The sequence below is a fragment of the Paenibacillus sp. FSL R10-2199 genome, assembly GCF_038000235.1.
GTDB classification, from domain to species: domain Bacteria; phylum Bacillota; class Bacilli; order Paenibacillales; family Paenibacillaceae; genus Paenibacillus_AQ; species Paenibacillus_AQ phytohabitans.
Genome location: NZ_JBBOBO010000001.1, coordinates 981,377 through 1,005,644, shown reverse-complemented (window position 1 = coordinate 1,005,644; position 24,268 = coordinate 981,377). Strand labels below are relative to the sequence as shown.

The 24,268-nt window shown below is 52.2% G+C and carries 21 protein-coding genes; 1 reads left to right on the top strand and 20 read right to left on the bottom strand.

What is annotated here, in order from left to right; translation table 11 throughout:
* Positions 1–56: 56 nt before the first annotated feature.
* The 7 genes from cydC to NYE33_RS04360 all read right to left on the bottom strand — a co-directional run bounded on the left by cydC (position 57) and on the right by NYE33_RS04360 (position 8,395).
* On the bottom strand, positions 57–1,841 hold the full coding sequence (gene cydC / locus NYE33_RS04390; protein ID WP_341064847.1) for a thiol reductant ABC exporter subunit CydC: 1,785 nt from the start codon (positions 1,839–1,841) through the stop codon (positions 57–59).
* On the bottom strand, positions 1,838–3,601 hold the full coding sequence (gene cydD / locus NYE33_RS04385; RefSeq protein WP_341064845.1) for a thiol reductant ABC exporter subunit CydD: 1,764 nt from the start codon (positions 3,599–3,601) through the stop codon (positions 1,838–1,840). Before cydD ends, cydC begins: the two co-directional genes overlap by 4 nt.
* On the bottom strand, positions 3,601–4,614 hold the full coding sequence (gene cydB, locus NYE33_RS04380) for a cytochrome d ubiquinol oxidase subunit II (RefSeq protein WP_039295886.1): 1,014 nt from the start codon (positions 4,612–4,614) through the stop codon (positions 3,601–3,603). The genes cydD and cydB overlap by 1 nt, the downstream gene beginning before the upstream one ends.
* A gap of 3 nt (positions 4,615–4,617) precedes the next feature.
* Positions 4,618–6,006, bottom strand: a complete 1,389-nt coding sequence (locus NYE33_RS04375; protein WP_171717756.1) for a cytochrome ubiquinol oxidase subunit I — start codon at positions 6,004–6,006, stop codon at positions 4,618–4,620.
* Between the two features lie 223 nt (positions 6,007–6,229).
* Positions 6,230–6,460 carry a cold-shock protein gene (locus tag NYE33_RS04370; protein WP_039295880.1) on the bottom strand — a complete coding sequence of 77 codons (231 nt, stop codon included), beginning with the start codon at positions 6,458–6,460 and terminating at the stop codon, positions 6,230–6,232.
* Positions 6,461–6,552: 92 nt separating this feature from the next.
* The gene (locus NYE33_RS04365; RefSeq protein ID WP_019914582.1) at positions 6,553–6,753 is read right to left on the bottom strand and encodes a cold-shock protein; all 201 of its coding nucleotides are present in this window, start codon (positions 6,751–6,753) and stop codon (positions 6,553–6,555) included.
* 394 nt (positions 6,754–7,147) lie between these two features.
* Positions 7,148–8,395 (bottom strand): S1C family serine protease, encoded by a 1,248-nt coding sequence (locus NYE33_RS04360; RefSeq protein WP_336101300.1) that lies wholly within the window; start codon positions 8,393–8,395, stop codon positions 7,148–7,150.
* A 383-nt stretch (positions 8,396–8,778) separates the two neighbouring features.
* Here NYE33_RS04360 and NYE33_RS04355 point away from each other — a divergent pair, with 383 nt between their 5' ends.
* Entirely contained in the window at positions 8,779–8,985 is a 207-nt protein-coding gene (locus NYE33_RS04355; protein WP_039295868.1) for a hypothetical protein, read from the top strand.
* Here NYE33_RS04355 and NYE33_RS04350 read toward each other — a convergent pair.
* The 13 genes from NYE33_RS04350 to NYE33_RS04290 form a co-directional block, all read right to left on the bottom strand.
* Positions 8,954–9,760: an MBL fold metallo-hydrolase gene (locus NYE33_RS04350; protein WP_076243729.1), complete on the bottom strand. Its 807-nt coding sequence runs from the start codon at positions 9,758–9,760 to the stop codon at positions 8,954–8,956. The two genes, NYE33_RS04355 and NYE33_RS04350, sit on opposite strands and share 32 nt — an antisense overlap.
* Positions 9,761–9,776: 16 nt before the next feature.
* Complete coding sequence (gene yycI, locus NYE33_RS04345; RefSeq protein WP_336101302.1) at positions 9,777–10,517, bottom strand: two-component system regulatory protein YycI; 741 nt, start codon at positions 10,515–10,517, stop codon at positions 9,777–9,779.
* Between the two features lie 212 nt (positions 10,518–10,729).
* The gene (locus tag NYE33_RS04340) at positions 10,730–12,022 is read right to left on the bottom strand and encodes a YycH family regulatory protein (protein ID WP_336101303.1); all 1,293 of its coding nucleotides are present in this window, start codon (positions 12,020–12,022) and stop codon (positions 10,730–10,732) included.
* Positions 12,019–13,851, bottom strand: coding sequence for a cell wall metabolism sensor histidine kinase WalK (gene walK, locus NYE33_RS04335; protein ID WP_336101304.1), 1,833 nt, complete (start codon positions 13,849–13,851; stop codon positions 12,019–12,021). The genes NYE33_RS04340 and walK overlap by 4 nt, the downstream gene beginning before the upstream one ends.
* Positions 13,851–14,582 (bottom strand): response regulator YycF, encoded by a 732-nt coding sequence (gene yycF, locus NYE33_RS04330; RefSeq protein WP_039295853.1) that lies wholly within the window; start codon positions 14,580–14,582, stop codon positions 13,851–13,853. Before yycF ends, walK begins: the two co-directional genes overlap by 1 nt.
* Positions 14,583–14,731: 149 nt before the next feature.
* Positions 14,732–16,276 (bottom strand): M23 family metallopeptidase, encoded by a 1,545-nt coding sequence (locus NYE33_RS04325; protein ID WP_076243732.1) that lies wholly within the window; start codon positions 16,274–16,276, stop codon positions 14,732–14,734.
* A 297-nt stretch (positions 16,277–16,573) separates the two neighbouring features.
* Positions 16,574–17,200: a hypothetical protein gene (locus NYE33_RS04320; protein WP_341064842.1), complete on the bottom strand. Its 627-nt coding sequence runs from the start codon at positions 17,198–17,200 to the stop codon at positions 16,574–16,576.
* A gap of 234 nt (positions 17,201–17,434) precedes the next feature.
* Positions 17,435–18,721 carry an adenylosuccinate synthase gene (locus NYE33_RS04315; RefSeq protein ID WP_039295846.1) on the bottom strand — a complete coding sequence of 429 codons (1,287 nt, stop codon included), beginning with the start codon at positions 18,719–18,721 and terminating at the stop codon, positions 17,435–17,437.
* 332 nt (positions 18,722–19,053) lie between these two features.
* Complete coding sequence (gene dnaB, locus NYE33_RS04310; RefSeq protein ID WP_042140590.1) at positions 19,054–20,415, bottom strand: replicative DNA helicase; 1,362 nt, start codon at positions 20,413–20,415, stop codon at positions 19,054–19,056.
* A 1-nt stretch (position 20,416) separates the two neighbouring features.
* Entirely contained in the window at positions 20,417–20,863 is a 447-nt protein-coding gene (rplI, locus tag NYE33_RS04305; RefSeq protein ID WP_039295840.1) for a 50S ribosomal protein L9, read from the bottom strand.
* Entirely contained in the window at positions 20,860–22,863 is a 2,004-nt protein-coding gene (locus NYE33_RS04300) for a DHH family phosphoesterase (protein ID WP_171717762.1), read from the bottom strand. The genes rplI and NYE33_RS04300 overlap by 4 nt, the downstream gene beginning before the upstream one ends.
* Before the next feature lie 11 nt (positions 22,864–22,874).
* Entirely contained in the window at positions 22,875–23,792 is a 918-nt protein-coding gene (locus NYE33_RS04295) for a DUF2232 domain-containing protein (RefSeq protein WP_076243735.1), read from the bottom strand.
* Positions 23,793–23,798: 6 nt separating this feature from the next.
* Positions 23,799–24,101, bottom strand: coding sequence for a MazG-like family protein (locus NYE33_RS04290; RefSeq protein WP_171717780.1), 303 nt, complete (start codon positions 24,099–24,101; stop codon positions 23,799–23,801).
* Positions 24,102–24,268 lie beyond the last annotated feature (167 nt).

Below are 24,268 nucleotides of genomic sequence, written 5' to 3'. Positions count from 1 at the left end.
CAACCGGGCGGAAAGAGCTTCTTGATCTATCCATATTTATTTGCCGTCCGCAACATTTATGAATTGAGTTGACTCGGCCGGTCCAGCTCATACAGCTTGCGGTAACGCGGTTCCCGCTCCATCAGCTCCGCATGGGTGCCGCGCATCTCCACCAGGCCATTCTCCATGAAAATAACCTCATCCATCTGCTCCGCACCCACCAGATGATGGGTAACCCAGATCAGCGTCTTGCCCGCCATCGCCTCGAACATGGTGGCCAGCAGCTCGCGCTCCGTGCGCGGGTCAAGGCCTACCGTTGGCTCATCGAGCACAACAACCGGCGTATTCTGCAGCAGAATACGGGCCAGTGCGATCCGCTGGCGCTCTCCGCCGGAGAAGCGCTGCCCTGCTTCGCGTACCGGAGTGTTATAGCCCTCCGGCAGCGAAGAGATCAATGGATCCAGCTTCGCCAGGGCTGCCGCCTGCTTAACCGCTGCCTCCGAAGCCCCCGGGTCCCCGAGCCGGATATTGTTCGCCACCGTAGTGTCGAACAGATGCGGGCTCTGGTTCAGCACGGCGATGAGCTGCGGAATCTGCTCACCGTAAGCCGCAGCGTCAATCCCGTTAATCGTGGCTGATCCGATATTTGGCGTGATCACGCCTTGTACCATCTTAAGCAGCGTCGATTTACCGGCTCCGCTGCGGCCAATCACGGCAACCTTCCGGCCCTGCGGCAGGTTCAGCACCATATTCTGCACTGACCAGTCGTCTCCCGCCGCATAGCGGTAGCCCGCCGACTTCAGTTCAATATGGGCCTGACCGCTGGCCTGAATCGCCTGCACAGCGGCAGCCGCCTTCGCTTTGGCTTCTGCACTCTTGGCTACTTCGGCCGCAAGCGGTACAGCTCCCTCCGCTGCTTCTACCCCGTTCAGACGCTCCAGTGAATTCCGGTATTGCGGAATTTTCTCCATGGCCTCCGATACGGGCAGGAAGGCATCCGCTACCGGAAAGACGACGAGCACGAACGCGGCAATCAGCGTTCCGGCAATCGCTCCATCGGCATACTGTCCGCCTGCCCAGTAGAGCAGGGACAGCACGCCAAGCCCGACAACGGCTTGGCCGATGAACATGCGCAGCCGCGCCCAGCGCCGCAGCGCACCGTCCGTCCGGGCGACGGTCTGTTCGTCGGCCTCATAGGTGTCGACGAACTGGCTCTGCCGTCCGCTGATGACCCAGTCGCCCAGACCCAGCACGGCATCGGTCAGCTTCTGATACAGCCGGTTGCGCTCCTGCTTCACCTGACGCTGGCGCTTCTGGGTGAACAGCAGGGAGATCAGCGGCAATACGGCCACCAGGATCAGCATGTACAGGCCCATAAGCAGGGCGAACGCCAGATCAAACGTGCCGAGCGAAATAACGGCTACCGCATAGATCAGGAGTGCGATGATGCTCGGGAAGACCGTACGGAGATACACATTCTGCAGATATTCGATATCGTCGGCCAGCATGCCGAGAATATCCCCGGTCCGGAAGCGCGAGGACAGGAACAACGCCTGAGGCTCCAGAATGTTGTAGAGCCGGATGCGCATCTTCGAGAGAATGCGCAGAATGGTATCATGCCCTACGAGCCGCTCCACATAGTGGATGACGGCCCGGCTGGTTCCGAACGTGCGCACGCCGACAATTGGTACATAGATCATCAGTATATTTTCCGGCGGAATCGATGCCTTCGAGATCAGGAAGCCTGAGGTATACATCAGGGAAGACGCCGAGAAGATCGTCAGTGCGCCTAATGCAATGATCAGCACGAACCGCCAGAAGTAGGCAGAGTAATAGGGAGCAAACCATCCTTCACGTTTCAATGGATTCCCTCCAATTGACTTTGAATAAGCTCATAGTAAGCACCCTTACGGGCTGTCAGCTCGCTGTGTGTGCCTACTTCAGCTACCCGTCCCTGCTGCATGACGACAATCAGATCCATGTCGGTCATCCAGTGCAGGCGGTGCGTAGCCAGGAATACCAGCTTGCCTTCGAACAGCGGCAGCATCGTTTCCTTCAGCTCATATTCTGTCTCAATGTCTAAGTGAGCCGTCGGCTCATCCAGCAGCATAACCGGGCGGCTGCTCAAGAGAGCGCGGGCCAGTGCCACACGCTGCTCTTGTCCGCCGCTTAGCGAACGTCCGCCGCCCCCGATCATTTCATCCAAGCCGCCCGGCAGCGAAGATACCAGCTTTGATAATCCGGCAGACTCCAGTGCTGCCGCAACAGCTTCCTGCGTAGCCTCCGGATAATAGAACCGCACATTGTCAGCCAGTGTGCCGCTGAAGATGTAAGGACGCTGCGGGATATAAGCGGTCTGCTTGCGCCATTCCTCATCCGTAAGCGCAGTGACCCCATTTCCGTTAATCGTGATATTGCCGGAGGTCGGATGAAGGAAGCCTCCCAGGATATCCACGAGTGTAGACTTACCTGCCCCGCTCTCCCCGATAATGCCGATCTTCGCATATCCGTTGAATTCAAGCTTCACCTCTTCGAGCGAGGATGCGCCTTCTTCTTCATATTTGACGCTAACTTCGTTAAGCCGTAAAGAGCTGTTATTGTTCCACGTGAAAAACGCTCCCGGAGCCTTGCCACCTTGTATAGCTTCCTGTTCCCCCGGCTCCAGCAGCTTCGCCTGCACGGTCTCACGGTCAATAATACTCTTCATCGCTTCTCCGGCTTCCTTGCCGTCGAGTGTGGCATGGAAGTCCGCGCCCACCAGCCGTACCGGCAGGAAATATTCCGGGGCCAGAATCAGGATCGTTAACCCCGTAACCAGTGTCATCTGCTCATTGACCAGACGCAGCCCGAGGCTTACCGCTACCGATGCCACCGACAGCATGGTGAAGAAGTCCATTGCGAATGAAGACAGGAACGCCACGCGCAGCGTACGCATCGTGGCCGAGCGGTAGCGGTCGCTGACCGCTGCAATACTCTCGCTATGGCTGCGGCTGCGTCCAAGGAATTTCAGGGTTTCCAGCCCGCGCAGCGAATCCACGAAATGATTGGAAAGCGTACGATAGGACTTCAGCTGACGGTCCATCTGCTTGCGGGCCGTCATACCGATCAGAATCATGAAGACAATGATGATCGGCATCGTTAAGGTAAGAATGACACCGCTGGACGTATCCTGGGTATATACATAGACAAGCAGCAGAGCCGGTGTTACCGCCATACCGACCATCCGCGGAATAATCAGTTCCAGGTAAGTGCGGAACTTGGTTACTCCTTCAAGCACAAGTGTGACCACGTTCCCGGTTCCCCGGTCACCTGCCAGCCTCGGTCCCAGCTGGAACAGCTTGTCCATCATTTGTCTCCGCATGCTGCTGCCGGTAGCTTCCGCGAAGCGGTAAGATGTGCGGCTCATCAGCATGGCACAGGCATGGCGCACGAGAAACGCAAGAAGGAACAAGAGCGATTTAGCCCCTTGTTCCTTCAGCGGTTCTCCCGCAAACAGCGCAGAGACAACTTCGGCCAGCGATTTCGCCAGCAGAAGAATGGACAGGCTTTGCACCAGGGTAAGGAAGCCGACAATCAGAAAGACAGGCTTTACTCCTTTGTACCCAAGCAAATTTTTATCCATTAGTATTCAAGATGCTCCTTCTCGTGAACCCGTTTATGGAAGATGAAATAACTCCAGATCTGATAACCAAGCACGAATGGCAGCAAGGTCAGCGCCACGATCGTCATTACCTTCAGTGAATAGTGGCCGGAAGCCGCATTCGTAATCGTCAGGTTGAACGCCTGATCCAGCGAGCTGATCATCACCCGCGGGAACAGTCCGATGAAGATCGAAGCTACCGACAGCGCCATTACTGCCCCGGTCATTCCGAAGGCATAACCATCCTTCTTCTTGGTCATAAAGTATCCGGAGAGCAGATAAGCGACTACGCCCAGAGCAACTACAATCCATAGCAGGGTTCCGCGTTTATCGAAGATATCTGTCATATTGTACGTCATTATAACGAAGGCCACCAGCAGCACTGCCAGAGGAATCAGCAGTTTCTGGGCCAGCTTACGGGCCCGCTCCTGCAAGTCTCCCAGGGTGCGGAGCGTAGTGAACATCAGTCCATGTACCAGACACAGCAGGACTACTGTAATTCCCGCTACAACTGTATAGGCATTTACGATATCGAAGAAACCGGCATACATCTGCATATCCCCGTCAATCGGCAAGCCTTTGATGAAGCTGGCGAACACCACAGCCAGCAGGAACGGCGGCAGGAAGCTGCCGAAGAAGATGCAGACATCCCAGGTTTTCTGCCACGTCTTCGAATCGCGTTTACCTCTGAATTCAAAGGCAACACCGCGGGCAATCAGCGCCAGCAGGGCGAACACGAACGGGATATAGAATCCGCTGAACAGCGTCGCATACCAATGCGGGAAGGCGGCAAACATCGCGCCTGCTCCCGTAATCAGCCATACCTCATTCGCATCCCAGAACGGACCGATGGAATTAATCAGTACCCGGCGCTCTGTATCATTCTTGGCCAGAATCTGCGTCTCCATCCCTACACCGAAGTCAAAGCCTTCAAGGAAGAAGAACCCGACAAACAGCACTGCAATCAGCAGAAACCATAATTCATTAAGTGACATGGGTTAATCCTCCTTGTTATACGGATCGTGGGATTCGCCGTGTTCGTTATCCATAGCATAAGGGCCTTTTTTGATAACCTTGATGAACAGGCCGATCATTACCGCACCCAGTATGGCATAGATTGCGGTAAACGAAATCACCGAGAACAGCACCTGTCCGCTTGTAATATTAGGTGATACACTGTCTTCCGTAGTCATAAGTCCGAATACTGTCCATGGCTGACGCCCGATCTCCGTCATAATCCAGCCTGACGTGTTGGCAATCGGCGGAAGCAGCAGCCCCCAGAACATGAACCGCATGAACCAGGTATTTGGTTTGTCCATCTTCTTGCGCCACATGAGGTAGATGGCATACACGCCAAGTGCAATCATTAGCGAGCCTGCCGCAACCATGATCCGGAAGCTCCAGAAGGTTGTTTTGACAGGCGGGATATAATCTCCAGGTCCATACGCTAATTCGTACTCCTTCTGGAGCTCCAGCATACCCTTAACTTCACCGGAGAATTTACTGTAAGACAGGAAGCTGAGCAGATACGGAATCTGCACCTCTCCGCTGCTGGTCTGATTCTCTGTATCGATATTAGCAAAGACTGTCCAAGGTGCCGGGTCGCCGCTCTCACCCCATAGCCCTTCAGAAGCAGCCATCTTCATTGGCTGTGTTTCAACCAGATACTGCGCTTGGGCATGTCCGGCAACAGCTACGCCAAATGAAGAGATAATACCGACAATGGCCGCGATCTCGAACGATTTACGGAAAAAGGCCACGTCCTGCTTCTTAAGCAATTTATAAGCACTGATCCCCGTTACGAGGAATGCGCCTGTAGCGTATGCGGCAAGCACTGTATGCGGGAACTCCACCAGCAGCTGACCGTTTGTAATCAGTGCGAAGATATCATTCATTTCAGCCCGTCCGTTGTTGATCTGGAAACCTACCGGATGCTGCATGAACGAGTTGGCGGCCAGAATCCAGAATGCCGAGAGCATCGTTCCGAAGGCTACCAGCCAGATCGATAATAGATGAATACGCTTGGATACCTTGTCCCAGCCGAAGATCCAGATTCCGATGAACGTGGACTCAAGGAAGAATGCCAACAAGGCTTCAATAGCTAGCGGGGCTCCAAAAACATCACCGACGAAGCGCGAATAGTCAGACCAGTTCATTCCGAACTGGAACTCCTGCAATATCCCTGTCACTACGCCTACTGCGAAGTTAATGAGGAACAGCTTCCCCCAGAATTGCGCCATTCTTTTGTACTCTTCATTGCCTTTTCTAACGTACATGGTCTCCATAATAGCAATTAAGAGCGCTAGTCCGATTGATACCGGCACAAAGAAATAATGAAAAATCGTCGTCGACGCAAATTGTATACGCGACAGCATTACTGTATCCATATTTCTCCCCTTCCTTCTCCCCATTCGATATGTCTATTCTGTCAAATTTTCAGGGCCTAAAGTGTGATAATTATCACATTATACACCCTGTTTGAGCATGAAATTCAATAAATTTGTGACAAATATCACAATATTACATAAAGAAAGCAAAAAAAATAAGACGGTTTCACCGTCTTGGATTTGTCCATCATTTATAGTTGTCTTGGTTCATAAAGGCATTGGTTTAGGTAATGGAAATACCTTTCTTAAGCGATTTGAGATCGCCATTCGAATTAAGCAATTGCGGCAGCATCTTCATGCTACGAACCATCGGGGAATGACAGAGACGGCAAGAAGGCGCATGCTCAAATGCGAAATTATCCCTCATCCATCCGTTACATCCATCGTTGGTACAGGCCCATATTGCGGTATTTTCTTCCGGTACTTCCTCCAAAGGCTTCTTCCGGTAGTTCATTGCCGTTCCTCCCTTCCTTTATGTTACAAGCTGAGTAACGATAAAAAAAGACCGTCCCAACTTTCACAAGCGGGGACGGCACCTTCTATTAATTACAGTTTTACAACGTTTTCGGCTTGTGGTCCGCGGTTGCCTTGAACAACGTTGAATTCAACGCGTTGGCCTTCGTCCAAAGTTTTGAAGCCGTCGCCAGTGATTGCGCTGAAGTGAACGAATACGTCGCTTCCGCCTTCAACTTCGATGAAACCGAATCCTTTTTCTGCGTTGAACCATTTAACTGTACCTGTTTGCATGTGTGTTACCTCCACAAATTTAAATTAATATGTTCTTTTTATCTTCAGACAAAGAAAAAATTCACACATTGAGAAAGGTTGTGATTCATTTGACAGCCCTTTTCAATGCGAGAATTAGGTATCAATTGTATGAATAATTTCATGTTACCACACCTTATTAACAAAGGCAAGCTGTCCCATCCGAATTTCTCCGTTTTTTCCCTTATAAGGTCTTCTTCCCAATGTAAGGGTTACCAGTTGGTCTAAATAGTAATATTTATAGCAGATATCATTGTTTACCCCATTAATTTGGACTTGAAACGGGCCCCGTCCTCTTAAATTTTGCATAAAAGGACGGCATGAACCGTTTCCGTTATCCTGACTGCCTTATTATTATATACGGCGGCTTCCGGTTTTATTCCTCGGGTTTCTCAAGAAGTTGTACCGTCACCTGCTTCACTTCACCATTGCGGTAAAATGTAATTTGCAGATCATCGCCGATCTTGGTATGGTCGTACAGATATTTGCGCAGGGACAAGGTGGATGTAATCGACTTGTCATCAAACTTGGTAATTACATCATTGAATTGCAGGCCTGCATCCTTTGCCGGACCCACTGCATCCAATACTACAACCCCGTCGGTTACCGTAGTTGGAAGGTTAAGCTCTTTGCGCTGGTCTTCAGCAAGCGGTACATACGGATTATTCAAATCTACAGAGTACACGCCCAGGTAGGAACGGGCAATTTTCCCGTTAGCCGCAAGCTCATCCGCTGTCTCCATTACATGGTTGGCAGGAATCGCGAATCCCAGCCCCTCCACACCTGTATCCGAAATCTTCATCGTGTTGATGCCGATCACTTTGCCGTCCAGGTCAACCAGTGCGCCCCCGCTGTTGCCTTCATTGATGGCAGCATCGGTCTGGATAACCTCCTGCTCCCAGTCGTATACCCCATCCTGGTTCAGAGATACCGGGATCGTCCGCTCTGTATTGCTCACAATGCCAGAGGTCAGCGTATCGCCGAGGCCCAGCGGGTTGCCGATCGCAATGACCGTCTCACCCAGACGCAGTTTGGAGGAATCCCCGATCTGCGCAACCGTGTTGATACCTTTGGAATCAATGGAGAGCACTGCGATATCACTCACCTTGTCGGCGCCGACCAGCTCTGCCTTGCGGGTCACACCATCCACGGTAACAACCTCCAGCTTGCTGGAGCCTTCAATCACATGATTATTGGTAATGATATATGCCTTATCTTCATCTTTTTTATAGATAACTCCCGATCCTAATGCAGACTCATCGAGAATATTAAGTTCCTTGTTGTCTTCCTTATGATTAATGATGCTTACTGCCGCCGGGCGGACAAGCGCAGCAGCCTGAATAATCCGGTCAAACGGATCTGCACTGCTCACAGCCACCTTGTCAATGACTGCCGGGGCCTGTGCTTTCTCCTCGGTGAGCTGTCCCGTAACCAGACTGAACAGCAATACAGCCACAACCGCACTGCATACGGAGCTGATCAGCGATACCTGCCATGTTGCCAGCGAACGCCGTGACCTGCGGACAGACCATTTCCCTTCGGCGTATCCATTGGAGGTACCCTGTTTGCCGGCTCTGCGCCGCGACACCTTGGTTGAATAGAAATCATCATCAAACAATCCCACGTTAAATCCTCTCCCCTCTATTGCCACCGCATTCAAGACCTGAACGCCAAGCAACCACGCCCGAGCTTAACCGCTATATCTCTTAGACTTCACAAAGTGCTAAAAGGTTTCACTTGATTCATTCACCACATTCCTGTGGGTTCTAAGCGCAAGGGGACTCTCCTATTCTTGCAACCTACTAAAAAGTTTATAAGCTTGTATCCGGAATATTTTGCAACCTAAAAGACTACACTAGAATTAGAAGCGGCAACAGCTCATAACTTAAAGGAACGTTCTATATGATTGTATCACAGGCAGCAGCACCGCCCACATTTTTTCTGTGTTAAAAAGATGCGAATTTTTTACATTCCCGCTACAATCCATTTCAAAAGGAGGGTCGGACTATGGAGTCATTCTCAACAAGTATGGATCTGGTACAGTTTATCGGCAAGCTGGGTGATCTTAAGGATGAACACTACCACCTGATTCTTGTCCAAAGTGCGATGATCGAGCTGCTGATTGACAAAGGGCTGTTCTCCCGCCAGGAGCTGGAGCACAAAATCACTGAAGTGGACCGCCTTATGACTGGCTCACCTTATCCCATGGCGTAGGCCGGTCATAATAGGTGTCACAGAGCCTGAACTCGCTGTCTTTGAAGAAGCAGCCCCGGTCCTCCATTGCCCCGCGTACGGACATTTTTGCCAGATCCATCATGTTGTGGTCCCTGCTCAAATGAGCCAGATAGGTGCGTTTGGTCCGCCCCGTCAGAATCTCGCTGAGCGCTGCTCCCGCTGCCTCATTGGACAGATGCCCCAGATCGCCAAGAATCCGCCGCTTCGTATTCCACGGGTAACGTCCCATCCGCAGCATCTCAATATCATGATTCGATTCCAGCACGAGCACATCGGCATCCGATATTGCCGTCCTTACCTTGTCGCTGACATACCCGAGGTCTGTGGCTACGCATAGCTTCTCTTTGCCGTCATAGAAATTGTAGGCTACCGGTTCCGCCGCATCATGGGAAATCGCGAACGACTCTACCCGCATACTGCCGAAATCCCGGTGCTGCCCGGTTTCCATAATGACCCGGTTATGCTCGGCAATCTTGCCGATCCCCTTCTCTATCGCTCCCCAGGTATTGGTATTCGCATAGATCGGAAGATCATATTTGCGCGCCATCGCCCCAAGCCCTTTAATATGATCGGAATGCTCATGGGTCACAAGAATTCCGTCTAACTCTGCTCCGGTCAGCTCACGCATCGCCAGCAGCTCATCTATCCGTTTGGCGCTAAGGCCCGCATCGATCATAAGCGTGGTCTCGCCGTTACGCACCACCGTCACATTCCCGGTAGAACCGCTGGACAGTACTGTAAATGAAATCCCCATATCTCTCCTGCTCCTTCTACTCTGTTGTCTTGGGACTGATAATATCCGCACTTATCGCATCCACGTAATAGGCACTGCCGTTCTCCAGCATAAACCGCCACATCGGCGAAGCCACCTGACTCTCGGAATTGAACAATTCGCCGTAATAGCCAAGCTCAATCTCCTTCACCGCAGAATCGGCCGGAAAATACTTCTCGATCAGGCTGCTGAGCGCCTGTGAGGCCGGAAGCACCTTTTGCAGATTATCACTCCGGCTTGCACCGATCTCAATCTGCGGCCAGCGGTACGCCACAATCTTCTGATCGCTGTTGATCAGCTCCAGCCGCACTCTGAACAGCGACCACTTGTTGTCTACAAGCGGATGAAGCACGAACTTGCCCACTTCACTCTCCTGATCATCAAAACGATAATTGGAAATATCCGGAATCCGGCTCTCCAGCAGACTGCTCAGCTCGGAGAACGAGGAATACATCAGCTTGCTGTCGATCGGCTCATTAAGCTTCACCGGCACTTCATTCTGCTCTTCTCCGGAGTAGCGGTACGTGATATCCGGCAGCTGCGGAGTGGCAGCCGGAATCGGACACAGCAGCCGGATGCCCTTCTCCTCCATCACCGCCTGCGTTTCTGCGGACAGGGAAGTGAAATCAAGCCCCGCGCTGACCTGATCACGCACGTCTATCCATAGCTGATAGCATAGCAGCAGATTCAGCACCAGAAAGGCGTAGATTAATACACTTTTGGCTCTTCCCCAGTCCATACTCTTTCCTCCTCAGATAACAACGTAAGGCTAAGACGTCACTACGGTGAATATTTGGACTTCCGGCCGCTGTTGTCTACAGATTTCTTTAATTCAACCGCTTTTCGCGGTGGAAATCCGCAGACAAAGGCGGTCGCTACCGCTCCTACAGTTCCAAAATCCCCCTTCGATCCTCCACGCCTTTTGTTAAATCAGCTTTGCTTTCCTCTAATCTAATTCAACGTCAGTACACTGCCGTCGCTGAGCGTCACGCGCCAGACCGGACGAAGCTGCAGCTTCTCCTCAGTCAGCGTAGGCATATAGGCGGGCGTCAGATCGGTAACCCGCAAGGAGCTGCCGATCTGGGTCAGCCGCTGCTTCAGCACTTCACCCCCGGACAGCTCAACAATGGTTTTCTCGGACTTCTCTTCATCCATATACATCAGGGAGCGCTCATAAGAGGATACAGTCCCCTGCTGCAGCTCCAGATGGATCACACCGTACTGGAGCTGAGGATTACTCATAATCGGATAGGAACCAGATGGATAGGCACCGTAATATTGCTGAAAGGACACCTTGCGGTCCTGCCGGCCTTCTTCAGTCGCAGCCAGCCTATAGGTTCCGTTCCAGCCGCCATGGTTATTGACGAATTCCACCGCCTCCAGCGCATCCTTCGCCGGTGTGCTGTCCCCGTCCGGAAGTGCTGCAGGATCACTAAAGCTCATCCAGTTCTGCTCCTGGTCCACCTGCAGGCTGCGTTTGCTGTCAGTGTAAATTTTGGAGCCATCCTTCTCAGGGATATATCTTGTGCTGCCTGCATCAAAGAACAGATTGCTCTGCATTTGCTCAATGGTATACATACCCGCAGGCATTACTACCTCAACCAGCGGAATGGCTGCCTCAGGCACATAATAATCCCCGTTCAACGTGGTGTACAGTGTCAGGTTCTTGCCAAAGTCCACATGCTGCTGCACATCCTGCACCGTAAGGTCGGCCTTGGCCGCCTCATACACAATATCACCGCGGGTGCTGAAGAAGATGGCATGCGCTTTGGAATCATTCTTGATATTGTAAATCCAGATCCGGTCGATGCTCTCTCCTTCAAACAGCGAATCCGGCGAGATCTGCATCACCCGCTGCAGCAGCGTTACCGGAATGCCTGCCCCGAAGGACAGCTCAATGCCAGAATTCTCACTGCGGATCTTATTCCAGTCGAAATCCTGCACAGAGCGGCGCTGGAAGCTCTCGAAGCTGCGCCCCTTCAGCCGGTTCAGAATCAGATTATAGAAGGTTGAGCTGGGATAGAAAAGCGTGTGCTTGTCCTCACCCATATGAATGATCATTTTATCCGGGTAGAGCAGGTTCTCCACCTTCTCTTTAGGTCCCATAATATCGGTCTTTACATAGAGGCTCTCCGACAATACCGCCGAATCACTGCCCGGCAGCCTGTAAATTAAGTAATAGCTCTCCACAAGGCTTCCGAGTATAAGCAGGAACAGCATCCATGACTTGATTTTCTCCTTCACGCCTCACTCCCCCTATGCTTCATCAAAGGCAGCGTGAACGTTACCAAAGAGCCTTCATTCAGCTCAGACTGCAGGGAAATGGAGCCGCCGTGCGCCTTGACAATTTCCCGGGCAATGGACAGCCCGAGACCCGTTCCGCCCATGTTCCGGGAGCGGGCTTTATCGACCCGGTAAAAGCGTTCGAAGATGCGTTCAATATCTTTCTTCGGAATCCCGATCCCGGAATCGCGTACAGAAACGGCCAGCATTCCGTCCTCAGTCTTACGGGCTTCAAGCCGGATCGTCCCGCCTTCAGGCGTATATTTCAAGGCATTGGAGACCAGGTTGCCCAGCACCTGATCAATCTGATCGCGGTCCAGCCAGGCAGCGGCTACCTCCTTATGCACTCTCGTGCTGATATGAATCCGCTTCTGGCGGATCTGGAAGGAGAAGCGGTCCGCCACATCTTCCAGCATCTCGGAGATGTCTGTCTGCTGAATGCGCAGACTGGACTCCTTCGAATCCAGGCGTGACAGATGCAGCAGATCGGTGACCAGGCGGATCATCCGCTCCGTTTCGTTGCGGATAACCCCGACAAACCGCACGGCAAGCTGCGGATCATCCAGCGCACCGTCATCCAGCGCCTCCGCATAGCTCTTAATGGTCGTGAGCGGCGTCCGCAGCTCATGAGATACATTCGCTACGAACTCACGGCGGGACTCCTCGAGATTCTCTTGCTCGGTGACATCCTGCAGCACCGCAATCGTCCCGGCGATTCGGCCGCCATCGCGCCGGTGGATCGGGGTGAAGGTGACCCTCACGATATTCGGGTCCTCTCCGCCCATCGGAGACAGATGCAGCATTGCCGACTGCGCATTGCCCTGGGCCAGCGATCCGGACTGCTCATGGTCAAGGCCGAGCAGCTCATCGAGCGGCGCTCCCTCCGGAAGCGGCCCTTCCGCTCCAAGCATCAGGGCGGCGCGGGTGTTCATCAGAATGACTGCGCCGCTCTCATCTGTCGCTACCACGCCATCACTCATATTCGCGAGGATGGAGGACAGCTTCTCCTTCTCCTCTTCATTCTGCGACAGCGCTTCGCGCAGTCTGTCCGTCATATAGTTGAATGCCTGGCTTAGCTGGCCAATCTCATCGTTGCCGAATACGGGAACCTTCCGGTTGAAGCGTCCTTCTGCCACCGCAGTGGCATGCTTGGTCATTTCTTTTATCGGATGGGTAATCGTATGCGCGAGTATAACCCCCAGCACTGCTGTCAGCGCGAGCGCCAGCAGCAGCCCCGAGAGGAATACGCTGTTAATCCGGCTCATGGTGGCATATAAATCCTTCATATCTGCGGCGATATAGATCGCCCCTACGACCTTATCACCGGAAATCACCGGCTTGGCCACAACCTTCTTGCGCACGTTGTCATCCGCAATGATATATTCCTCGTTGTCACTGATTCCCTGTAAGGCACGGCTGACAACCGTCTGTGTATTGCGCCGGCCCACATAATCATTCTGTGAAGGAACAGAGGTGGTAATAATCTTGCCGCTCGCATCCAGCACCTGGATTTCTGCGCCGTTAATATACAGATTGTTCACCATGCCCCGCAGGCTTTCCACAGCAGATTCTTCATCTGCCGTGCCCGTCTCACTCCCGAACTTGTCGGCGGTAAGGATCGAGAGCATCTCTGCACGCGCCTTCAGGTCCTTGGTGAAATTATCAGTCAGGGAATTCTTCATGGAGCTGACAAAGTATACGCCGATCAGCTGCATCGCAATCAGAATCAGCAGCACATAAATTACGATAAGCCTGGCCTGAATCGTCCGGAAAAAGGACAGTGCTTTCATCACAGCCCTCCGCTTTTGGGGCTATGCATCAAATAACCGAGTCCGCGCCGTGTGAATATATATTCCGGCTTGCTGGGATTCTCCTCAATTTTTTCTCTGAGCCGGCGGATCGTTACATCCACAGTCCGCACATCACCGAAATATTCGAAGCCCCAAACGGCCTGCAGCAGATGCTCCCGGGTCATTACTTTACCGGCATGGCGAATCATATAATACAGCAGTTCGTATTCACGGTGCGTCAGATCCAGCGGCTCGCCGTCTTTGTAGACCAAATACATATCCGTATCGATGAATAAGCCGAAATGATATACACCCTGCTTGCTCTCCACGCTTTCGTTCGGCGTTTCGGATAAGGCCGGCTTATGCTGGCGGCGCATCTGGGCTTTGACTCTGGCCAGCAGCTCACGCGTACTGAACGGCTTAGTTACATAGTCATCGGCGCCCAGCTCCAGGCCCAGCACTTTATCAATTTCTCCGTCCTTGGCGGTCAGCATGATGATCGGAATATCCAGATGTGCAGAGCGCACCTCACGGCACACGTCCATCCCGTCCTTGCCGGGCAGCATCAGGTCTAGCAGCATCAGGTCGGGGCGTCTGGACAGGGCCAGCTCAACCGCACTGTTGCCGTCAAACGCACAGATAACCTCATAGCCCTCTTTTTCCAGATTGAATTTCAATATATCAGCAATAGGTTGTTCATCATCCACTACCAGAATCGTGCCCATTTGCATATGCTCAGCTTCACCTTTCTAACGATACTCAGGTCCTTGATTCCTTTATTTTAACATACCTGTACGGGCGTCACATCTAACTAAATAAAAACCGCCCGAAATTATCCGGACGGCTGGTCATTCTATAAGCGGAGCTTAAAATATATATATTATTTCAGATATTTCATAGGGTTGACCGCTGTTCCATTCTTGCGGATTTCGAAGTGCAGATGTGTTCCGGTTGAGCGGCCGGTGTTGCCCATAATGCCTATTTGGCTGCCCTGTCCAAGCTTCTGGCCGACGGAGACGGAGATTCTGCTTAAATGTCCGTAGTAAGTAACGTATCCATTGTTGTGATTGACGATAACCACATTACCGTATCCGCTCTGCACACCGGCAAAGCTTACCGTACCGGCATCAGCGGCTTTGATTGTACGGTTGCCGGATACAATATCCAGTCCCTTATGTGCACGTCCCCAACGCTCGCCGTAACTGCTGGATATCGTAGCTCCGGTAACCGGCCAGGCGAACATTCCCGTTCCTTCACCTACAACCTTTGTACCAGAATAGACCACTTCAGGCAGCGAAGCCTTCACAACCGTCTGTCCGAGCCATTCTTCTTTGACAACCAGTCCATTTTCTTTGGTCAGCCTGTATTGCATCGTCTTGAGTCCCGTCTGACCGGCACGGACCACCTTTCTCTTGCCTGCCGCCAGCTGATCGCTTTTGCGTACAATGACTTCAGGCTCTGTAACTACTTGTTCAGTTACCTGCTCCACAGTCACGACCGTAAGATCAGGCTGGGGAACCGTCAGTTGCAACTGATCCCCGATCTGCAGGCTAAGTTCCTTGACGGCAGGATTGTTGCGGAAGATATCGGCCTGGGTAATCTGGAATCTGGAAGCGATGGCAGAGACCGTGTCTCCTTCCTGAACCGAGTAGACCAGCGGCTCTTCCTTGCCTTCGGTCAGCACCTTCACGGCTTCCTCTACACTAAGCACCTTGTTGGGGTCTGCCTTGACCGGAACAATGCTGACTTCCTCGCGGATGGCCGCCGATTCCACTTGGTCTGCCTTAGCTGATGCTGCTGCTGTCGTCTTGGCCGCCGTCTTCATCAGCTTCGCGCCAGTGGCTGCAGCCTGCGGAATATAATGCGCCTTCACGGCCTCGAGTACCGCGGCTGCCGTCTCCTGATCCTTCACGATCCCGAGCGGTTTGCCATCAACCGTCAATTCCACGCCTACCGCATAGGCTTTGAGCATGCCATCCAGCTTGTCCAGTGTAGCTTCGCTGTCGATCTCCGGTTTGTACGCCTCGGCTGCCTCTGTCGTGATACCGCTGGTTTGCAGCACCATGACGGAATCCGGATACTTAAGCTGATATTCCCGTCTCTTCGCTTCAAACAGCTTGTTAAGATCCGAATCCTGACTTAAAGTTCCGATCTCTTCGCCTTTCACCAGCACCTTGTAGTAGGTTACTGTATTCGCCGCAACATGTTTCTTCTCCGCTCCGATTAAGAAGGTAGTCAGAAGAACCAGACCGGCAGTAGCCACTATCCATGAACGCCGGAGTCTGCGTGGTTTGGTTTCCGGCTGAAAGACCCGGAGTTCGCTGGCAGTGCTATTGCCCTGTTGACCTGCTGCACCGGACCCTGCGGATGTTTCTTCGCTGTTCCGCAGTTTCCCCATCCGGCGCATAAACTTAAAACCTTTCATGAAACTCTCCCTTTCAGTCCGCCCATACGGTCCGCCTTAGCGGATAAACTTATTTTTAGAGCCCCTTTTATATGTTGTACGTCATCTATTTATCTGTTTGCATGAGTATGAATATTGCTGCTTTTTTGGGCCCGGAAAAGGTTACAAAATATTAACCCCTCATAGTCCTTTTTTACTGTACCATAGCCTGAAGAAAAATTTCAACTTTCTTCACACAACAAAACCCGCGAAAATCGCGGGTTTAATCCCAAAATATGCGTTTTAAACAGATATACCGTGTCCAAAAAGTGACATTTATTAATTTTGCGTGGAGGGTACAGAATCAGGTGTAAGCATTTTCATTAAGGACTCATATTCCTCCTCATCCACATACCTCGCAATGATCTCCTGCAGTTCCTTTACCTCACTCTCTGTCAACCCGTCTTCCATAGCCGAGGAAATCTTTAGCATTTCCTCCTGCGGGAGCTTATTCATCAGAATATTGAAAATATTGGATTTCTCATCGGCGGGAATATTCTCCTTCAAGTCGTTTAGTGCACCCGGCGTCATCACCAGCTCCTGATCCAGTGCACGGTCACTCTGTTCTTCTCCGGCCGCCGCTTGTCCCATTACAGGCAGCGCATCCTCAGGCACCGTTTCGTCCACCGTATCCCCGGTTTCACTCGCGGGAGAATCTCCGCCAGTTCCTTTTTCTCCGTCCACCTTGCTTGAGTCTGCCTCTTTAATTGTATCCTTAGTATCCTTAGTATCCGTAGACGAGGAACTGCTGCTTCCCATCCCCGTCAGACTCTTCACGAAGCCAAGCATACCCGGCTCAGGCCCGTCTACCTTAATATCAAAGCCTGCCAGCACTGACTGGATATACGTATTGACCACATACGCAGTCGTCAGCATGGACAACCCGCTGGCCAGTACAACAATCATACATATGCCAAGCGTCCGTTTCATTAGTTTCATCATCATCGCTCCCTTATGCCCTGCTCTATTCAACTCCGGAGAATCAGTCCTTGGTGATCCTATTCTCCCAGTATTGACTAGAACCCGGCCCGGGAAACCTCTGTTATCCCTAGAAAAGCCGCTTAGCAGCTGCCAAAATACAAAAACAGGAGCCTCCTCCGAGGCCCCTGCTCCTGTAATTCATATTCATTCTGCTTCAATCTAGATATAGATTGGCAGTACCTGATTTGTCTGTTCCCGGTTACGGCCTACGGAGAAGATAGAGATTGGAATACCTGTCAGCTCTGATACACGTTCCACATATTTGCGAGTGTTAGCAGGCAGATCGTCTAGAGTCTTCGCACTTGTAATATCCTCGCTCCAGCCTGGAAGCTCTTCATAGACAGCTTCGCATTCCGCGAGCATCTTGAGGCTGGCCGGGTAATGCGTAATGATCTCTCCGCGGAACTTGTAGCCTGTGCAGATCTTGACGGTTTCGAGGCCGCTCAGCACGTCCAGCGAGTTCAGGGACAGACCCGTGATTCCGCTTACGCGGCGGGCATGACGTACAACTACACTGTCGAACCAGCCCACACGGCGTGCGCGGCCGGTTACAGTACCGTACTCGTGGCCTGTTTCACGGATATAATCACCAGTGGCATCGTTCAGTTCTGTAGGGAACGGACCGTCGCCAACGCGGGTAGTGTAGGCTTTAGCCACACCAATAACCTGTTTGATCTTGGACGGGCCAACGCCCGAACCGATGCAGACACCGCCTGCGGAAGGATTGGATGAAGTAACGAACGGATAGGTACCCTGGTCAATATCAAGCATTACACCCTGTGCACCCTCGAACAATACTCTGGAATCTGCATCAATAGCATCATTCAGCACAACCGAAGTATCCGTCACGTAACCGCGCAGCACTTCTGCATACTCCAGATATTTGGTCAGAATTTCTTCTACATCCAGCGGCTGGGCACCGTATACCTGAGTGATAACCTGATTCTTCTCTTCCATCAACGGACGAAGTCTCAATTCGAATTCCTCGGCGTCCATCAGATCGGCAATCCGGATACCGTTGCGGGCTGCTTTATCCATGTAGCACGGTCCAATCCCCTTGCGTGTTGTTCCGATTTTGTTCGGACCTTTGCGGTCTTCTTCAAGCGCATCCAGCAGCATATGATAAGGCATAATGACATGGGCGCGGTCGCTGATCACCAGGTTCTTCGTATCAAAGCCATTCTCATGAATATAATTAATTTCTTGAATCAGGGCCTCTGGATTGATAACCATTCCGTTGCCGATAACACAAGTTTTTTCTTTATAAAATACACCTGATGGAATCAAGCTGAGCTTGAACTTCTTCCCGTCAATCAGAATCGTGTGACCGGCATTGTTACCCCCTTGATACCGAGCGACCACATCTGCACTCTCTGCCAGAAAATCCGTGATCTTTCCTTTGCCTTCGTCTCCCCATTGTGTTCCCACGACGACTACCGTTGACATGTTCATTCCTCCGTAGGTGCTAGCAAGCACCATTATTTTTCACAATAGAAGAATTTATATGCTTACGCTATAAATTATCATGATTAAGCTATAAATTATCCTTCTATTTCCACGCTGAAACCCGCCGTCCCTTTATACGGACAGCGAAGCTGTTTCCACTTGTAATATGGGCTCTGTACGGATTTCTTATGTACGCAGCCCTCCGGACACTAGAGCGGGCTAGCCCGCCAAAGCACAATAACCAGTGTAACAGCGGCACTTTTTAAAGTCAAATAAAAACGAACGATCACAGTTGAAGATGTGCGATCGTTCGTGTATTGTGCGAAATTCGCCTAACCTGCGAACGGTTCCGCATGTGCCCGCTCGTAGTTGACGAACTTGTTAAAGTTCTTGAGGAACACCAGCTCTACCGTGCCTACCGGACCGTTACGCTGTTTGGCAATGATGATTTCAATAATATTCTTCTTCTCGGTATCCTGATTGTAGTAATCGTCACGGTACAGGAACGCTACGATATCGGCATCCTGCTCGATCGAACCCGATTCACGAAGGTCACTCATCATCGGCCGTTTGTCCTGACGCTGCTCCACACCACGGCTGAGCTGGGACAGGGCAATAACCGGAACATCCAGCTCACGGGCAATCTGCTTCAGGGTACGGGAGATTTCGGATACTTCCTGCTGGCGGTTCTCTCCGGCCTTGCCGCGGCCCTGGATCAGCTGCAGGTAGTCGATGACGATCATGCCGAGACCTTTTTCCTTCTTCAGCCGGCGGCATTTCGCGCGGATATCTGTAACGGTAACCCCGGGTGTATCATCGATATAAATTTCAGCCTCGGACAACGACTGGATACCCATGGTCAGCTTGGACCAGTCATCATCGCTTTTGAAATCACCGGTACGCATAATATTGGCGTCCAGATTGGCTTCTGCGCAGATCATACGCTGTACCAGCTGGGGCGCCGACATTTCCAGACTGAAGATCGCTACGGTCTCTTTGGCACGGACCGCAACATTCTGGGCGATATTGAGGGCGAATGCCGTCTTCCCTACGGATGGACGGGCAGCCACAATGATTAAGTCGTTACGCTGGAAACCGTTCGTCATATGGTCAAGATCGGCAAACCCGGAGGGAATCCCCGAAGTGCCGCCCTTGTTCTGATGGAGCAGCTCCACCCGGTCGAATACCTGCATCAGCACATCACGGATGGCAATGAACCCGCTGCCGCTGCGGCGGTTAGAGATCTCCAGGATCCGCCGCTCGGCATCACTCAGCATGATGCCTACATCTTCGCCGCCAGTATAACCTTCGCTGACAATCTGCGTTGCTGTACGGATCAGCCGCCGCAGCATCGCCTTCTCTTCTATAATCTGTGCATAATAGTCGACGTTGGCCGCAGTCGGTACTGCATGCGCCAGCTTAGCCAAATAGCTGACACCGCCGACATCCTCAAGCTCCCCCTTGTCCTGGAGCCGGGATGTCAATGTAATCAGATCAATCGGCTGGCTCTCTTCTCCGAGCTGCACCATCGCCTCAAATATCATCTGATGCGGTTTGTCGTAGAAGTCTTCGGTATTCACCCGCTCCATCGCGGTAATAAGCGCTTCATCCGACAGCAGAACCGCACCTAGTACGGCCTGTTCTGCCTCTAGATTCTGCGGGGGAACCCGATCGAAAAAGAGATCTCCACCCATTCTACTCCTCCGTTACCTGCACCGTGAGGTTAGCCTTTACTTCAGTGTGCAGCTTCACTGTTACCTGGAACGTGCCTACATGGCGGATCGGATCGCTCAGTTCAATTTTGCGCTTGTCGATCACGATTCCCTGCGTAGCTGCCAGCGTTTCGCCGATCTGTTTGCTGGTGATTGCTCCAAACAGACGCCCGCCTTCGCCCGCTTTGGCCTTCAGCGTCAAGGTCAGCTCATCAATCTTCTTGCCGAGCTGAACAGCTTCCTCTTTCTCCTGGTCCTTACGGCGCTGTTCCGCTGCCGCCTGGTTCTCCAGCGTCTTCACATTGCCGTCGGTAGCCGGACGAACCAGTCCGCGCGGCAGCAGGAAGTTGGCTGCATAACCTTCGGATACCTCTTTAACCTGCCCCTTCTTGCCTTGACCCTTAACATCCTTGATGAAAATGACCTTCATTCGAATAGCCCCTCTTTCGATTCAATTTCGGCCAGTACTGCAAGCAGTCTGGCTTCTGCTTCCTTAGTGGTTCCTTCAAGCTGTACAGCCGCATTGGACAGATGTCCGCCGCCCCCCAGCTTCTCCATAACCACTTGTACGTTCATCCGCCCCAGTGACCGGGCACTGATGCCGATCAGGCCGTCAGGCCGCTCACTGATCACGAATGAGGCAACCACATTCGTCATCCCCAGCAGCGTATCCGCCGTCTGGGCAATCAGCAGCTGTGGGATTTTCATTCCCGGCGCAGTAACCACCAGCGCGATATGATCATATACCATCCGCGCATGCTTGATAATCTCCGCCTTGGAGATGTACTCCTGCAGATCCTCCTTCAGCATGCGCTGAATCAGAATCGTATCTGCCCCGACACGCCTCAGGAATCCGGCTGCCTCGAAGGTCCGCGACCCGGTATGCAGCGCGAAATGCTTCGTATCCACCGTGATACCCGCCAGCAGCATTGTAGCCTCCAGCGGACTGAGCTTGATCTTGTCGTGAATATACTGCAGCAGCTCGGTCACCAGCTCACAGGTTGAAGATGCGTAAGGCTCCAGATACACGAGCACCGCATCATTGATGAACTCTTCTCCCCGGCGGTGATGGTCTACTACTACGATCCGGCTGGCGTATTGCACCAGCCGCGGCTCCATTGTCATGGAAGCCTTATGTGTATCTACAACAATTAGCAGCGTATGCTCCGTCATAACCTGCAGTGCCTGCTCTGTCGTGATGAAGGTCTTGTATAGCGCTTCATCCTTACGGATCTGCTCCATCATGCGGGTAATGGACGGATTCGGCGTCTCCATTACAATACTGGCTTCCACATTGTACATCTGCGCGGCCTTGAGCAGGCCGATTGCCGCACCTACAGCATCGATATCAGGCACCCTGTGCCCCATAATCAGCACCCGGTCGCTCTCCTGCATCAAATCGCGCAGGGCGTGGGCGATCACCCGCGCCCGTACCCTCGTCCGTTTCTCTGCGGCATTGCTCTTGCCGCCGTAGAAGGAGAGCCGCTGGCCCGCCTTCACAGCCGCCTGGTCTCCACCCCGGCCCAGTGCCATATCCAGACTCGACTGGGCAAGAGCTCCGAGCTCGCTGGCCGATTCCGAGCCATAGGCAAGGCCTATGCTGAGCGTCATCGGCACCTTGAGATCAGCCGTCATCTCGCGGACCTCATCGAGTACAACGAACCGGCTCTCCTCCAGCGCCTGGAGACTGCGGTGGTTCAGCAGCATCAGATACCGCTCTGAAGACAGGCGGCGCAGATAGACTTCAAACTGCTTGCTCCACTCCGTAATCTCGCTGGCTACCTTCGCGATCAGCGATGTGCGCTGCTGATCGTCCATTCCCTGGGCCGCTTCATCCAGATTGTCCATCATTACAATACCGATCGCCAGCTTTTCTTCCTCATACCGCTCACGCAGGACCACCAGCTCAGTGATATCGTAGAGATAGAGCAGACGTTCACTTGGAATCACCACCACCTGATAATAACGGTCATCGACCGTGATCTCCTGGCGGTGATCCTTCAGCGCACCGTCTTTGGCGGGTTCGCGCTTCTGCGGTATATTCTTCAGAGAAGCAATGACATCGGGCATCAGCTCCTGCATATCTTCACCCACAAGAGTCTTGCGGGAGAAGATCTGGCTGGCATTGCGGTTATTCCACTCCACTGTACGGTCTTCACTGTACAGGATAATCCCTAAGGGAAGCATACTTACAGCCTCTCCTTCCACCCGTTTAATGCGGAAGGAGAGGCCGTTAATATAATCTACAAGGTTGCGGCGGAACGACAGCTCGGCCTGCAGCATGGTGAAACACAATGTGCCGGCCAGGAAGAGGCTGGCAACACCGAGGACCCAGTTATAGATACTGACCACTATAATCAGGACCAGCAGCAGCAAGAACGCCCACACGGTATGATACCCGTGCCAGCGTCTTTGCAGAAATTTTGGCATGAGCTCTCACCCTATCGTTTCGATTTCTTCACAAGCTCCCGCAGCGGAAACGCCAGATCGACAACACCGATAATCCAGAATCCCGGCAGGACGATAACAGGTATCGCCAGCAGCAGCGCTACTATCTTGCTCCACTTCCGTTCATGTATGAGGAAGAAGAGGAAACCGATGGTTTGAATCTTGAATGCGATTTGCAGCAGCGGCAGCAGATTGGCCGAGACCATCAGCATGAAGCCGCTGTCCGAACCGCCGAAGAGCAGGCTGAGCACTACGCCAAGCAGATAATACCAGATGAAGGCTCTGGACAGTCTCCACTCCCGTGCAGGCTTCAGTCTTGGCACCGCGTATTCCATGCTGTTCAGAATCGGACGGACAATGGAATGCGTAATGACAGCTATGATGAATGCGCTAAGGATGAGCGTCATCGGAATAGCCTGGATGGTCAACCAGCTCATCATGCCAATCTGATCCGATGAAATGGTGATCTCGGAGAGCAGAGGATTGCTTGCCCCCATAGTGGCCAGCCAGTCCGTATAAGTCTGCAGAACATCGTATACATAATCGTACAAATTAAACTGCAGGAATGTAGTACTGATTAACAGAATCAGCAGGAATTCACCTAATACTGCGACCATACCGGCAATTAGCGTAGACATCGCTGATGCGCGTTTCTTATACCGGCGTCCCATTACAAGGGCCGGTATCAGAAAATAAATTGCTATCAATACGTAAAACGGTGTAATCAGGCCCACAATCAGCAGGACCGGCACTATATGCAGAATAAACTGCTTCGTGCTAAGCGTCGTAAAGAGCACAATGGCCGGGATAATCATAAACAGCGTCGTGATAAGCAGTAATGGGGTGGACAGGGATAACAGCAGCAGCAGATAAGCTATGCTCCAAGCCACAGATGTCCAGCGAAATTTCAACAGTATTCACCTCTTACGCATATGTTCTTCTAGTGCAGATATATCCTGGTACCATTCTTCCAGCTGATGGCCTTCCTGCCTGTGCTTTCTCAGCTTCTCCATCAGCAAGTCATCCAGTTCACGATAAGGGATACCAAGTCTGCGCCCCAATATATATGAGCTCATAATCAGGCTGGCCAGGCTGTCGCCTACACGGGCGGTACTGCCTTCCCACAACGCTTTGAATAACCGTGAGACTTGATCGATTACTTCGGTCTTTAACCACTCAATTACCTTGGCGCGTTTGGCCACGTCCAGGTCCTTCGGCACATTGGGCACGTCTCTCTACCTCCGGCAAAAAGCATTATTCTCCATTATAGCATAAATATTTCCGAGCCACACGGACGCCAGCCTCCCGGATCATCCGCATAGCGGAGCCTTAAATCCGGGCTTGATTCATGGACTTTACAGGCATACCGGAAGGTATCTACAGCCCG